This window comes from Gordonia sp. CPCC 205515, assembly GCF_048537925.1.
Taxonomy (GTDB): domain Bacteria; phylum Actinomycetota; class Actinomycetes; order Mycobacteriales; family Mycobacteriaceae; genus Gordonia.
The window spans coordinates 35992-50132 of sequence record NZ_JBCLVJ010000025.1 but is presented as its reverse complement, the minus strand read 5'-3'; the positions used below and the strand labels follow the sequence as shown (position 1 = coordinate 50132).

Sequence of the window (14141 nt, the reverse complement as noted above, 5' to 3'; positions counted from 1 at the left end):
TGGCCTGCGCCCCCCGCCCGCCCGCCCGTCCCCTCGCTTCCCTGACCAAACACACACTGCGTGCGCTTTTGGTCAGGAAAGCGAGGGGACGGGCGGGCGGAAGGGCCAATGAGGGCAACCCAGGGAAGACAAGAAGAGAAATGAGAAAAACTACAGACGATCGTGAGTGGTGGCAGAGAGAGTTCGAGAGGAGCAGTGACAGACACCATCAGGATCAGGTGCGACAGCACTGTGACGTTCCAGAAGTGTCTGGCTCCGATCAGCTCCTCTCGAACAACTCTCTCTGCCACCACTCACGACAAAGACTCGTGCCGCATCCGCGTCACGGCCGGCGCTTCGCGCCGGTCAGGGCGACCGCTGCGCGGTTCTCGCTCGTGCCCCCTGGGGCCGTCGGCGCCAAAGAGCGCCGCCGTCGGCCGCCGCGCCGGGCGCGGCGCCGGCCGGTCCCGCCGATCACGTGGCAGTGCCGGGGCAGCCACTTTGCTCGTCGCGACCGAGTTCATGTCGTAGCGATCGTCGAAAGTTTCTCCTCATGAGCACCCCCGCCGACTTCCCCGCCGCTGCCCTCATTGGCCCAGCTTCCGCCCCTGTAGCCCAATGGCTCGAGCTCGTCCGTGTTGCCGACACCGACTCGCTGCACATGGTGTGCCAGGCGTTCGGCCGGGGCCAGACGCGGCGCAGCAGCAACCGCACCGTCAAACGCCTCGAAGAAGCAGGACTCGCGGTGCGCTCGCGCCGCGCGCACACCAGCGACATCCTGGCCACCGCATCGGCGCGCGGATACACGCCGCGGTCGCTGTCCCACGACCTCATCGTGTCCAGGGTCAGTGCGATTGCGCTCGGCGGCGGTTGGTCCTGGGATCGCGACGTCGCCGCGCAGAACGAGCACACCGCCGACGGCATCCTCTACGACGGTGCCGGCCGACGCATCGCGGTTGAGGTCGAGATGACACGCAAGAGCATTTCGCGCACACGCCAGATCCTCCTGCGGCACAGCCGGGTGCCAGATCGGTACACGCGCGTGCTCTACGTCGGACCGCGCGACATCATGACCTACATCGAGCGCATTGCCGGAGAGACCGGCACCGCCGCTGTCCTCTGCGGCGCGGTGCCGGCCGTCGAACACTGGACACACGAGGTCGATCGCGACCAACTCGCTCGCGCCTTCGGGCGCCTCATCGACACCGTTGCCGCTCCCGGTCATCAACCGACGCTGCCCTATCCCGGGCCGGTGCCACCACCGGCACCAGCCGCAGCGACGCACTCTCAGGAACGCACCATCACCGACGAACAGATCCTCAACTTCCGCGTTCCATTGCCGGCGCCTCACCTACTCACCTCCGCTGATCGCATCGCCGCGCAGCGTCTGCTTGCGCAGCGACTCACCCGCGCCGAGGTCGCCGGGGACGAGCGCACAGTCCAAGCCACCCGACAACGGCAGGAAGAGATCGCCAATGCCTAAGCCACCGCCGACCGCACAACCACTACCTGTCACTCCGTTCGTCTTACTGGGTCTGGTCGCTCTCCCCGTCATCGGCGCGATCTACGTCTCCACCCGCAACGGCCTGCCGACCCTCCCAGCTTCGATCACTGCTGCGCTCACGAGCGCTGCGGTCGCCATACCGACGGCCGCCGTCATCATCGGGCGGGCTCCTACCTTCCTGACGACCCGGCCGCGCTTCTGGGCATGGCACCCAGACCGCGTTCTGCTGAGCGTCGCCACGGCGACCTCGGCGATACTGACCGCTGTCAGCCTCATCGTGACGATGCGCGCTCCCGTGCCGCTGTCGGAGTTCTATTCGCGGCCTGGGTGGGCAGTCCCCATCTTGGCGCTCGGGATCACCACTGCCGGGTGGGCGTTCCTCGCAGCGCGATTGCGACTTCGCCGCCTCGCCCGGGATCGCTTGCTCCCCGACGAGACGCTCACGGCGCGAGTCGTCAGCGCGATCCGAGCCGCCGAGGCCATCGACGCGACCCGCTCGGTCGGCGTCGCCCTCGACACCTCCCGCGCACGGCCCATTGTCACGGACGATTCCCTCACCGCACCTCATCGAGTCGGCGACCACTACGCCTATGGCCGGATCAACCGCGAACGTCTCCAGACACGCGACCAATACCGGATTCTCAATGGGTGGACCGACCCGCGGGACAATTGGATTGTCTTGCCCGACCGGGCCGGTGCTATGCGGGCACTCGTCATAGCGGCGTCCGGCTCCGGCAAAACCTACCTACTGTTCGCGCAGATGCTGTGCGCCACCGCCGCCCAATGGCCAGCGCTGTTCATCGACCTCAAGGGAGATCCCGAAGATGCCGATCGCCTCGTGGACAACGCCCGGGCGAGGTGTCCACGCAGCCGAGCACATCTGCTCGAAGGTGGATTCCGGTTCTTCGATACCCCCAGCGTTGCGAACCTCCGCGACAGGATTCTCGCCTTGTTTCCCGCCGCCCAGGGTGCCGACCGCTACTACGAGCAGCGCCGCACCCAGATCCTTGACCTCGTCCTCGACGACGACCTCGCCCTGGCGCCGACCTCGCTTGACGACATCGAGCGGCTCTTCCACACCCCCGACCTTCTCCCCGACGCCGAACGCGCGAGACGAGCCCTGTCCAACCCGACAAAGAACGGCGGCACCGACGGTCAAGAAGTGCTCAACGAAGTGACCAACGCTATCCGCTCCATCCGCGGCCACATCACGACAAGCACTCGTGCACACGACGGCTGGAGCTTCGCGACGCTCACCGCCGATCGCTCGCTTGGTTCCTTGCGCCTCTACCCCGCCACGAACAAGATCGACCAGACTTTCGCCGGAGTCCTACTTGTCGCACTGCGCCAGCACATGGAACACCGCATGCGCACCAAAGAAAAAGACACCCCGTTCCTCTGTGTCGTTGACGAGTTCCCCCAGATGATCAGCGCCACCGACGACGCCGCCACCACCGGCGCCATGCTCTACGAAACCGCGCGCTCAGCCAACATCGGACTCATCCTCGCCGGACAAACAATCTCCGGCTTCTCCAACGATCCCAACACCCAAGACCGGCTGCTCCGCAACGGAACCGCGGTGATCGTCGGTCGCACACCCGACCCCGAACCGGTTGTCGAGCTCGCCGGCACCACCATGCATCTTGAATCAAGCGCAGATCCCGAAGGCGGGCTGAAGTCGTCCCGAGCCCAGCACACCTACCGCATCCATCCAGACGATGTCCGGCGCGTAGAGATCGGCGGATTCTGGATCATCGCGGACGGCACAACACGGAGGTTTAACGCTCTCCCCTAACGCGTGCCAAAGTATAGGCACAATGAGTGAGACTGACGATGTCGAAGAGCCGGCCGCACCGAGTGCGCCAGGCGCTCCCAGCTACTTACGTGCAGCTCGTCGCGCAGCCGGACTCAGTCAATCGCAGCTTGCCGAAGCTGCCGGCCTTGCAGTCCGCACCATCTCGATCATTGAATCCGGTGACTCGAATCCCCGTGCAGCCACCCTGACCGCTATCGCCGAGGCGCTTGGCATTGACGCTGGCGAACTCGTGGGTGCCTTCGCAACCAACACACCACCAGGAATCACGACGCCACCACCCACCAGCGACAGGCATGTCACGGTGGCGGCCGCCGATCTTGCCGCCCTCTTCGATACCGTCGCCACAGTCGCTAGCACCGGCGCACTCGATGACCGACACACGAAAGACATAACTGCACGTGCGGGCCGACTGTTCACTGCTTACGCAGTGGCCTTGCTCGAACACGCCCTCGCACACCCCGACACACACAGCATCGACCCGATGGCTGGCCTCATTCGACTCCAACTGCATCAGTATCCCGATGACTCTGAGCAACGGCGCTACTTAGTGTGGCTGCTCGGCGACGACGACGCCGCCGCTAAGGATGACCTTGTCCGCTATCACGCACGGCGGGATCTGCTTGGCCGCCGTTCTAGTGAGTAGAAGCTGGTGCGCGGCACCCATCCAGCCCAAGCCCTTCCGGTGACGTCTTGAGATTTTGCGATCCCCGGCTAGGTTCACCACTCGTAGGTATCGCCCGGCCCTCGTGTACGCACGTATCGCCACTCGCCGTAAGGCGACTCCTGGCCACACCGGATCGCAATCCGTTCAAGCCACGCCAGGTTCAACGCCCAATGATCATCCGTTATCACCGGTACTAGTTCATCAGCGTGCACGTGCCTTAGTCCCGCTCCCAGTTCTCCACGGCCAACTCTTCCCTCAGGTCGCGGCATACGCCCACGCCGTATCGGGTGCTAACGCTCATACCCCGCTGTTCGACCTAACCTTGGATAGTCATCAGGTTAGGTTGTGAGGCGCGGGCGCTGCACTAATGTAACGCTGATATATAGGTATGTCCAGGTGTGAAATATTGTCAGGGTAAGGGTGGGGCCGCTGTGTTTGATGGTCAGTACTTCGCCGACGTCGTTCATCGTCGGCGTAAGGAACTCGGGTTGAGTCTTGCTGCCGTTGTAGAAGCTGGCGGGCCATCCGAACCTACGATGATCCGTATCGAGGGCGGCAAGACTTCCCCTCTAAGATCCCCCACATTCACCAAACTCGATCAGGCTCTTCAGTGGCCAGCGGGCAGCGCCAGGAGTGTCTACGAGGGCGGCGATCCCCTTCCGCCACCGAATTCGAATGGAGCCGACTCTCTTCGCTTGGCTCGCGGCGACATCATTGTTGCTGTCGGCACGATCACCGGACTCATAGAGGCTGCCAACGCCATCACAGCTGCCCTATCGAAGCTGGAACGAAACGCGGACGGGTCGAATACGGACGTGCTAGATGAGTTTCGGTCTGCCCTCGGAGAGCTTCGGTCAGCTCTATCTCCCCTGGTGGGCAGTGCTGTCTCAGCCATGCTGTCATCAACTTCTAGGCAAGGCATACCAGCTGCGCGTGTGGCAAGCGCAATCGAGTCGTTCATGACACAACCACCCGACGACGAGACACCAGCGCGCACGGCCGCCAACAGGGAACGTCGACGCCTCTATGCTCAGCAGTTATCCTCATCGCCTGATCACAGTGACCGGACCAAGGGAGGTACAGATGTCTCCGACGCCCCTGGCTAGCCCCGCTGATCGCGTCAGACTTGCGTTACGGGTCTGGAAGATACCGATCGACGAAGTCAGCGCGCAGGTTGGCTCGGCACCCGCAGCGTTCATGGCCGGCGAACTCTCCGAATGCGAGCTCGAACGCTTCGCGGCGTATCTCGGTCTATCCGTTGACTGGTTTCACGGCAAGCAACCCGACGTGGACACGGAAGCGATGCTCTTGGATTCGCTCACCACTAGCGGTCCCGGCAATCTCCGGCTTCGAGGCCGCGTGAAGGACTTTCAGGATCAACCAGGCGGGCCAGGCGCAAGACCTCCGACGGGCTGATGTCCTCTTTGCTAGCTCCAGCAGCGGTGGGGCGGTCCAGCAGTAATAGTGCGTCAAGGCACTCGGTAACCATTCGAACGATGGATTCGTCCCTGTCCAGCTCGACGGAGGGTTCGAGCCGCACAGATGGAACCTGCGAAGTGAGATCCTCCCACAGGATCGGGAGGCCACGAAGTGCTGCGCCAAAGGGACTATCTGTTCGCTGGCGAGCTGACCAGTTGACGAGGCCAAGCAACGCAATTGCCGACATCCCAAGCGTGAAATAGGCGAACAGGTTGCCGTTGCTGTCTCTTTGCAATTGCTCAGCGGTACCGATGTCTCCCAGGGCATTTGCCACCGCGTACCAAAGCAAGCTGGCTGAGTTCAAGCCCGTTGTTACAAAGATCAGCACACCCGTAAACACAATCGCGGTGGGGGGCCGTTCCCTCGGTTCGTGAGTACGCAGTGCCAGCATCACATGTACCAGTGCGTAGCCGTCGCCAAGCAGGATCGTTCCGGCGTAGACCGCGAAGTACGCCACCGCCAATCCAGGGCTGGCCTCCTCGATATGCACATGCCGGTTACCAGCGGCAACGTCAAGACACAGCAACGTGGTCGACGCGATAACCCAGACCACGCACATCCGAATCACGATCCGCTGCGTCACTTTGCGGCCGGCCCATCCCGTACGCGCATCGCGAACCGCCGCAGCTGCAACGAAGGCCGCGGCGACAGTGAGAACTTGTGCTGCTACGCGAACGGCACGCGGATCGACTAAGGAGGTCAGTAGATCGTTCGTCACACCCATTTTGATGAGATGCGCACCACCGAAACAGGCCACAAGAAAGGTGAACCATCGGGCACCTGGTGAGCGCATCAGCACAAGCCGCAGTGCGACTACAACCAGTGTTAGGACGGCGATGCTGACATCGAGCCACATCGGGATCGTGTTTCTCATCGCGGCCCCATAAAGGTGCTCACGACTGAAGAGTCCGCGATCAAGCTCTGGTACCGGCTGAGGGTCCTGAAGTCCTGATCAGTCACCAGAGTGAGGACTAATAGCTTACTGGCTAGTGTTTCTGCCGCTCTTTCTGCGGGGTCGGCGAAGTCTGAAATCGCTTTTGTACCAACATCAAAGTCCTCGGGTTCATCGTTGATTCCGAACGAAATCAGTGCCCTCTGCACCAGGTGTTCAGGCATCGCGGAGAAGAGCCCATGTATGTCGCGAACTGCCGGCTGCGCACTTCGCGCGCATTCGTGGTTAAGGAACAGGTGCGCTAGCTCGTGCGCGATCACCAGGTGAGCCCTCCACTGCCCGCCTCTCACTGTGTGATAGATCGTTGCAGTGTCACCCTTGACGGAGACCGCCCCACTGACCGAGGTGAGTCCCGTCAGCGGAACGAGCCGAATCTGCCGGCCTGTCCGATCCTCACAGTAGCGCCGAAGGTCCTCGATAGACACCGCCTGCCGTCGAACGGCACCGCGGACAATTGAGTAAATCCTGAAACGGTCCCGAAGCTTCACCGGCGCAGCGCTTCCCGAACCAGCTTGCCTACCATTTCAGGTGCCGGGGGCGAGGTGGCGAACAGATGCCGGGTGGCAGCAGAGGTGCTCCCGCGTACCACAGGGGTTCCGGAAGACTTGTCAACAAACGCTGCGGCAGCACACGTTTCGAACGAATCGTCAATTAACAGCGCAGTTGATGCCACTGTGTCGTGCGCCGGCACGCGCCACCCGGCACCGGACGGCTCGTACCCGTACGCGTCGGCCCGCGCTGCGCCGTAGGCCGCGCTCAATTCGGCCAGCTCCGCACCCAACGGTGATGCACCGAAGTCCGGCTCCCCAAGAACGACCCACCGTGTCACATCGAGCCCTACCCACGTAACAGGTAGCGATTCTGCGGCCGCTATACAGGCTGTGGCGGTCGGATTATGTCTCGTGTTGGTGTCGCCGGCATCGTCTAGCCACGCGGACCGCGCCGCCAGGCCATGCCCAGCCATCACTACTATCCGGTCCAGGGCGGCCAGGGCAGCTGGGTCAATGCAATACGCCTGTGCAAGGTTACTCAGGGGGGCGATCGCGAGTAGCCGGCCCTTTGGCCCAGCCTCTCTCGCGAAGCTGACAATCGCCGCCGCGGCGTCACTCTCCCCAGAGCGGAACTCTGGGTGGAGCGAGAGCACTCCTCCCATTCCATCCGGGCCGTGGACAGCAGACGGGGTCCACGACTCCGGGGGCGCATCTGTCGACGCCACTACCGGCACCCCCAGCGCTCCTGTTCTGCGTAGAACATAGCGGGCGTTCGCGGCCGCCTGTGCGGCGGAACAGTTTCCCCACGTGGTTGTCACGCTTGCTACGTTCGCAACTTGCCCGAGAACCGCAAGAGCCAGCGCATCATCCACGCCGCAGTCCGTGTCCACGTGTACTGGTCCCCTGAACATTCGCTCCATGGCGCTTTCCATTGCGGCCTCACTTACACACTATGTGAGTGAAACACTAAAATAGTTGCCGGGACCGCGGTACTGTCGGCGTGTCGCCCCCACCCGGGGGGTTTTGTGTAGCCATAATGACAGGCATGGCAGGACGCCCTCGAAAGGACCCAACCGGAGCAGACCTCGCACCGATGAACCTTAAGGTCCTCGCGCAGGTCAAAGAGACGGCAGTAGACGCCGCCCTATCCCGCGGTCTGACACTGACGGACTATGTCTGCCTGCTGATCGCTGAGGACAACCGAGATCGGTTGCCCTCGACGGTAGTGCCGATGCGTCAGGAGGTACTGAAGCTGCGCGACAGCGCATAACTGAAATGCCGAACGCCCCCGGCGGCAACCGAGGGCGTTCGTGAAGTTTGAGGGGCGAGACGGGAATCTCGCTCCCTGATCCCCGAAGGGACAGTCTGTGACGGACTGGTCTCAGGATAGCGTGCACCCATTTGGTCGCGCTAGTTCTGATGAGAGCGTGTCGGATCACGACTCGGTTACTGAGTCGCGGTGGTCCGAGATTTACCGGCTGCTCTCCGCACCCGGTGGCGAAGCGTTTGCGCTGGCGGGTACTGCGACGGCGAACAAGGCTCGGCGAGAGCGCAGCGGCACCCCAATCGAGCTGATCACGGAGGCTGAGCGCGCCGGCGGCGGCAAGGCTATCTGGGCGGTCGTAGCCCCGATCCGTAGTGATCTCTTGGTCATTGACCTCGACCGTTGTGCACACCAGGTATGGCCACACCTCCGCGACGTGCTCGGTGACTACTCCGCGACAGCCGCCTACCTGGCCCGCTCAGGCAGCCCGGATTCACTGCACGTAATCCTCAAGTGCGCCTCGGCTGCCTCTGACCGCGGCATCCGTGAGTTCCTTGCCGATCTGCGCCGACAGCTCAATCTGTCGGCTCGCCGCATCGACGTGCTGAGCCCCGGGCACCTGCTCCGCCTGCCGGGCAGTGCATCTCTGAAACCTGGCGGCCGCCACTGCACACCCGTCAACGACAACCTCACACCCATCACCGCCGTCCAGACCGCCGAGCGGCTGCGCGTTGCCCTTGGCAGTGATGAGCCAGGACCGGTGCAGGCAACCTTCACCCGTCACGACGACGGGTGGTGCGTGCAGCTCGACGCCGCGGTGTATCGCCCCGGGCTCGAGGTAGAGGTCCATCGTCGTGACGGTCAGATCAAGCGGGTGCGTATCGGCGCGGTCGTTGCCTATGCCGGCGAGAGAGTCCGCGCCGCGATCGCGGACGACCTCACCACCCACTCCCCTACCGCGGGTCCTATGGTTGCGCTGTCAGCGGCCGCGCAGATGCACGAGCTCGCTCCTGATACTGGCGGTCCGGGTGAGCTGCAATGGCAGGCACCACGTGCCTGGCGGCGGCGTACGCCTATTTCCGCGCAGCAGTGGCGCGTCCTCAACGACACCGGAGGCGAGGACCGCTCGGCCGCGGCGACGGCCGCGGCGTGGGTGCTCTGGGATGTGGGCCTGCGTTCTTTCGCTGCGGTGCGTTGGTTCTACGCGCACTGCCCTGCCTTCTCGAAATTCCGCGACCGCGACGGTGACCGCCGGCGTGCCCGTTCCGCGTGCGCAGCGCACTGGCAGAGCATCGCTGAGCGGGCCAGTACTCATCGGCCGCCGCTGGACCCCGCCGACCAAGCACTCGTCGACGACGCCCTCGCGGAGGTCGCCACATGGGACGAGCCTGAGCTGGTCGCGGCCGCGGTCGCCGTCATCACCCACCGCTACACCGACGGACACGGCCTCGCCGATCGCCCGATCGCCAAGCGCTGCCTAGCTGGATGGATGTCGGTCTGCGATAGCCGCGCGTTCATCCACCTCCGCCACCTCCAGGAGCGTGGCCTGCTCGTTCGGACCCGCGATTGGCGCGACGGCCCAGCCAACGAGGCAGCCCTCTACTCGCTGCGGGTACCAGACGAGCTTTACCGGGGAAATGGTGACCATGACGTCACAGACCCCCACCGGCTCCACCCACTCTGGGGACAACTCGGGCACCACGCCCACCTCCTCTGGTCCCTCCTATCGACAGCAAACTGCCCTCTCCCCACACTCGACCTGGCCGAGCGGGCCTCGATGCAGGTTGGTGGAGCCGGGTGGGGAGCTCTCGGTGTACTGACCACTCTGGGTTCGTTGGGGCTGGTCTCACGGACAGGGACGGGCAAAGGGACCCGGTGGACAGTGACCCCCGAGCAGGCAGAGAAGGGGGCAGTTGACGGTGCCGCGCGATCGAGCGGAGCGTTCGAACGCTACCAGCAACTTCTGGCGCGGATCGTGGGCGAGCGCAAGGCCTACCACGCAGAGGGGCCCGGTGAGCGGGCCCGAATGAGGACCGGGCTCAAGGTCCTACGGGACCGTCTGACCCACTCTGATGTGGCTGGACGAGATCAAGGCAGTCTGTTCTCCACGGCGGCGTCGACCCGCGATGTGACCAGATACCCGCAGGGTTGGCCGGATGGCTGCCGATGAAGCATGGCGAGGTCTTGGCCCGTCCGGCAGCGGCCGACGCGGGACGTTGAGCAAAGGCTTTGCGTTCCCCGCACTTGTGTGCGGCGCTCTCCGAGCTTTGGCTCAATTTGACCTTTGGTTGGAGTCGTCGCTGCAGGCACTCACCTTGGCAACCACCGTTGTAGCCCTACAATTGCTAAACACTAGAACCGCGCAACGTTTGAGCGTTTGCACGTTGAAAACGGGTAAACATATAAGACTCAAACATTGCCACGGCGGAACGTTATATAGTTAGATGGTTGCAGCCCTACAGTGCTGAAACGGTGTAATGTTGCAACATCGCATCTCTGGAATGTTGCAGCGTTGTAGCGTTGAAATGATCGAACGCTATGGGGTGACAACGTTCTGCCGCTATAACTCACCTGCGGCGGGGTAACGGGAGCTGCGATGGCGCAGTTTCAGCCTTGTGCAGTCACAACGTTTCAACGATGGAGGATCGCAATGGCAAAGATCGTCGTGCACCACTCCCGAAAAGGCGGGGTGGGTAAGAGCACCGGAGCGTACGAGCTCGCTCACCTGCTCGATGCGGTCCTCGTCGACTTCGAACACGACGGTGGGGGAGTGACCGGCAAGTGGGGGTATCGGCCGTTGGACCGGCTCCGGATCCCCATCCTCGACGCACTCCAAAGCGGCCGTACCCCGCGTCCGTTGAAAGGCCACGGCAAACCACGTCTCGTTCCTGGCCACCCCGACCTCTACGACCAGATGCCGCAGCACGACGTCGTAGCCGACGCTCTCGAACGATGGGCGGGGGAGTGGGACACCGAATGGGTCATCGTCGACACTCACCCGGGGATCTCTCCAGCTGCGGCTGGCGCACTCAGCGTCGCTCACGCTGTCATCGTCCCAACTCCACTGCGGAACCTGGACCTGACGGCGACGGAAGAACTGATCAACGACATGCCCGACTATCCGCTGATCATCTCGCCCACGATGATCCCGCCCGTCCCACCTGAGGCGGAGCTCAGAAGGCTAGCGAGAGCAGTCGACGGTACTCCCGTCCAGGTTGGTCCTCCGATTCCGCGTGCGGTTGCGGTGGAACGGCGGACAAAGAGGATCGCGATCACCTCAGAGAACCCGCCGGCGAAGGCGTTGCAGCCTGTCGCCGAGGCATACGAAAAGACCGCTAAGTTCGTCCAGGAGTACGTCCGATGAGTGGACTCGATGACATGGCCCAGGCGCGACAGAAGCGTGCGCGCGCACGTTCGATGCCACCACCGCGGCACACGGCGCCCGCTGTGGCTGCCGCGCCAGGCACGACCCCGGTGCCCGCGCCACCTGACACCACAGCCAGCGCCCCAGCGGCCGGGCAGGTTTCTCCACCTCCCAAGAAGAAGCAGCAGCACGCGGCACCCGCAACTCCGCCCACTGCGGCGACTACGACGACGGGACGCACCGTCGGCCCGAGCACGATCTACTTCGACGAGCCGACCGACGACTGGCTGGAAGAGGTGTGCATTACTGGCCGCCGCACCAAACCCCGAATCGACTCGCGCAGCGCTATCGCGCGATATGCCGTCCGCAAGCTCATGAACGAGATGACGCCAGAGCAGGTCATCGAGGCCATCCGGACCGAAAGCGCCGCAACCGCACACACGAAACCAGGCCGCCCCCGCCATTGAAACTTTGTAACGGCACAACTGCACAACTTTTGATCTTCGGCAGGGCTAGTCGTCTGACCTGGGATTGAAGAGGTCCTGGTGGTGATTGGAGCACCACCAGGACCGACGACCAACAGAATGGAGCTGTTGATCTATGTCCGACCCTACCCACGCCCGCAACACCACCGAGGCGGCGACGAACGCTGCCAGCGTGGCCACCGCAGTCATCCTGAGCCTCATCGTCGTTGCGGCCTCGTTCACTCTGAGCTTCACAGCACTGAGCGATCTCGCTCGCATGTCCGGGGCTATCCCGGCCCGCTTGGCCTGGCTCCTACCCGTCGTGATCGACGTCTTCATTCTGCAAGCCACCTGGTGTGTCTACGTCGCCACCAAACGCCGCGACGACGCCGGCAAGCGGTATCACTTCGCGATGCTGGCGATTTCCAGCACAGTCAGTGTGGCCGGCAATGCCGGCCACGCCTTCCTGGCCAGCGACCAGGGCGTCATGCACGGCTTGATGGCAGTCGCCATCGCTATCGTCGCGCCCCTAGCCCTACTAGCGAGTATCCATGGGCTGGTCATGCACGTCTGGGCCGGTGGGGGAGTAACAGTGCACGACCGGACGCCGGATGTCGACCACGCCACCGAGGACGGTGCGCCCCATGCACACTCGCAGGTCAGCGTCTCGAGAGAGCCGCATGTGCAGCCTCATGGTGCACAGGGCGACGCAGACACCTCGCCCCTGGGCCTCGCAGACCTCGACGCCCAGATCACCGACGCCGACCTCGAGCTGGCCAGACTGGTGTGCAGTCGCGGCCGGCTACGCAACGATGACCGCGCAGTCGCGCGCGTGCTCGTCGCCGAACGGCTCCGAGTCCACCGCGAGCAGACCGCCGACCTCACTGGCGTGCACAGGACCACGATCGGCCGCTGGCGCGACCTCGCGGCCGAGTGCACGGCTGACACGTCGTCGTACGGCGAGCGTGCGCACACAACGGATCAGCCCGCGCTCGTCGACGCACACTGAGGACACCGCCACTGAACTGCGTTCGCCCAAGGCCCGACCATCGTGCCCTGGGCTCCGGAGTAGGTATGGGCGTAGGGCTCAGCCCGCCCGCGCGCGGTCCCGAAGAAGCAGAGTTCCTACTCGCCCCCGATTACTTCTATGGGACGTGAGATCGATAGGCGGGAGCCGCCCACACGGGGCGGACGGCGGACGCGCCTCCGGCATCGGTCATGATCGTGATGTGCCAGCCCATCTCGAGCGGATGATCTACGTCGACGACTCCGGGCACCCAGCGAGCGGTCTCCACGTCTACGGGTGGATCGAGTTTCCCCCCGACCACTGGAGCTCGGTGCTCGCCTCGTGGCTCGACACCCGAAAGATGCTGTGGCGCGAGTACAGGATCGCGGTCACCAAGGAACTGCACACCACCGAGTACGTGAATGGTCGCGGCCGAATTTCGAAGGGCGTTCCCGACCGGCACGTGCATGCCGGTGTCGAGTATTGGAAGGATTTCGGCCGTGAGGTCGCTGAGGTCTGTCTGGAGACACTGCGCTGCACGGAGGGCCTGCGCGTAGGCGCCGTCTACCGTCGCGGCGACCCTGGCGAAATCGCCACAACCAAGAGAAACCTGTACGCGGACCTCGTTGCCCAAATTGAGGTCGAGCTCGCTGCCAGCGGCGGCCTCGGCCTGGTGTTCATGGACGGCGACGGCAACGATCCGACGTACCGAACCACGCATCGAGGGCTCGACCTGCGTAGGAGACGACTCATCGAAGATGCCGTGCATATCGACTCCGCCGCCTCACAGCTGGTGCAGATGGCCGACCTGGTCGCCTGGTCAGCAAATTCGCACGTCGATCGTCATTCTCACAACGAATTCGCGTGGCAGTGGTACGAGAAATTTCTCTCCGAGCGGGACCCTTCCCGCGTCCCGCAGGAAATAAAAATAAAACCCCTCTAGATACAGCGAGACCCCCTTATCCACAGGTGTGGGGGGGTCTGCGACAGCTACATTACGCCCTGTCCCAGGTTTAATCAATATTGGGACACCGGCAAAGTGCTGCCTCGCCCCTGACCACGACCTTCTTACTTGGCCGCTCGGGCCGGCATCTACCTCCGTCCGCGCGCACACGGATTGTCGATCGACTGGCAACCACAGCGTTAACCGTGGGCCGG

10 protein-coding genes are annotated in these 14141 nt (G+C 63.6%); 8 read left to right on the top strand and 2 right to left on the bottom strand.

Annotation, left to right across the window (positions count from 1 at the left end):
* Nucleotides 1-532: 532 nt before the first annotated feature.
* Genes AAFP30_RS27950 through AAFP30_RS27940 form a run of 3 tightly spaced genes read left to right on the top strand, consistent with a single transcriptional unit; the run spans nt 533 to nt 3942 of the window.
* Nucleotides 533-1462, top strand: coding sequence for a hypothetical protein (locus AAFP30_RS27950; protein ID WP_419233325.1), 930 nt, complete (start codon nt 533-535; stop codon nt 1460-1462).
* Nucleotides 1455-3278, top strand: a complete 1824-nt coding sequence (locus AAFP30_RS27945; protein WP_419233324.1) for a hypothetical protein — start codon at nt 1455-1457, stop codon at nt 3276-3278. The genes AAFP30_RS27950 and AAFP30_RS27945 overlap by 8 nt, the downstream gene beginning before the upstream one ends.
* A 22-nt stretch (nt 3279-3300) precedes the next feature.
* Complete coding sequence (locus AAFP30_RS27940) at nt 3301-3942, top strand: helix-turn-helix domain-containing protein (RefSeq protein WP_419233323.1); 642 nt, start codon at nt 3301-3303, stop codon at nt 3940-3942.
* A 1345-nt stretch (nt 3943-5287) separates the two neighbouring features.
* Here the strand turns inward: AAFP30_RS27940 and AAFP30_RS27935 are convergent.
* Nucleotides 5288-6316 carry a DUF6545 domain-containing protein gene (locus tag AAFP30_RS27935; RefSeq protein ID WP_419233322.1) on the bottom strand — a complete coding sequence of 343 codons (1029 nt, stop codon included), beginning with the start codon at nt 6314-6316 and terminating at the stop codon, nt 5288-5290.
* A gap of 562 nt (nt 6317-6878) precedes the next feature.
* Nucleotides 6879-7796, bottom strand: coding sequence for a nucleoside hydrolase (locus tag AAFP30_RS27930; protein ID WP_419233326.1), 918 nt, complete (start codon nt 7794-7796; stop codon nt 6879-6881).
* A 516-nt stretch (nt 7797-8312) separates the two neighbouring features.
* On the opposite strand from AAFP30_RS27930, the gene AAFP30_RS27925 reads away from it, so the two are divergent.
* The 5 genes from AAFP30_RS27925 (at nt 8313) to AAFP30_RS27905 (ending at nt 13926) form a co-directional block, all read left to right on the top strand.
* Complete coding sequence (locus AAFP30_RS27925) at nt 8313-10319, top strand: hypothetical protein (protein WP_419233321.1); 2007 nt, start codon at nt 8313-8315, stop codon at nt 10317-10319.
* A gap of 480 nt (nt 10320-10799) precedes the next feature.
* Nucleotides 10800-11513, top strand: a complete 714-nt coding sequence (locus tag AAFP30_RS27920; RefSeq protein ID WP_419233320.1) for a ParA family protein — start codon at nt 10800-10802, stop codon at nt 11511-11513.
* On the top strand, nt 11510-11980 hold the full coding sequence (locus tag AAFP30_RS27915; RefSeq protein WP_419233319.1) for a hypothetical protein: 471 nt from the start codon (nt 11510-11512) through the stop codon (nt 11978-11980). The genes AAFP30_RS27920 and AAFP30_RS27915 overlap by 4 nt, the downstream gene beginning before the upstream one ends.
* Nucleotides 11981-12113: 133 nt before the next feature.
* The gene (locus AAFP30_RS27910; protein WP_419233318.1) at nt 12114-12986 is read left to right on the top strand and encodes a DUF2637 domain-containing protein; all 873 of its coding nucleotides are present in this window, start codon (nt 12114-12116) and stop codon (nt 12984-12986) included.
* A gap of 220 nt (nt 12987-13206) precedes the next feature.
* Nucleotides 13207-13926, top strand: coding sequence for a DUF3800 domain-containing protein (locus AAFP30_RS27905; protein ID WP_419233317.1), 720 nt, complete (start codon nt 13207-13209; stop codon nt 13924-13926).
* Nucleotides 13927-14141 lie beyond the last annotated feature (215 nt).

What these genes read in the sequence shown, in the direction of transcription:
- AAFP30_RS27950 (WP_419233325.1), top strand. Translation starts at nt 533, where the DNA reads ATGAGCACCCCCGCCGACTTCCCCGCCGCTGCCCTCATTGGCCCAGCT.
- AAFP30_RS27945 (WP_419233324.1), top strand. Translation starts at nt 1,455, where the DNA reads ATGCCTAAGCCACCGCCGACCGCACAACCACTACCTGTCACTCCGTTC.
- AAFP30_RS27940 (WP_419233323.1), top strand. Translation starts at nt 3,301, where the DNA reads ATGAGTGAGACTGACGATGTCGAAGAGCCGGCCGCACCGAGTGCGCCA.
- AAFP30_RS27935 (WP_419233322.1), bottom strand. Translation starts at nt 6,316, where the DNA reads ATGAGAAACACGATCCCGATGTGGCTCGATGTCAGCATCGCCGTCCTA.
- AAFP30_RS27930 (WP_419233326.1), bottom strand. Translation starts at nt 7,796, where the DNA reads ATGTTCAGGGGACCAGTACACGTGGACACGGACTGCGGCGTGGATGAT.
- AAFP30_RS27920 (WP_419233320.1), top strand. Translation starts at nt 10,800, where the DNA reads ATGGCAAAGATCGTCGTGCACCACTCCCGAAAAGGCGGGGTGGGTAAG.
- AAFP30_RS27915 (WP_419233319.1), top strand. Translation starts at nt 11,510, where the DNA reads ATGAGTGGACTCGATGACATGGCCCAGGCGCGACAGAAGCGTGCGCGC.
- AAFP30_RS27910 (WP_419233318.1), top strand. Translation starts at nt 12,114, where the DNA reads ATGTCCGACCCTACCCACGCCCGCAACACCACCGAGGCGGCGACGAAC.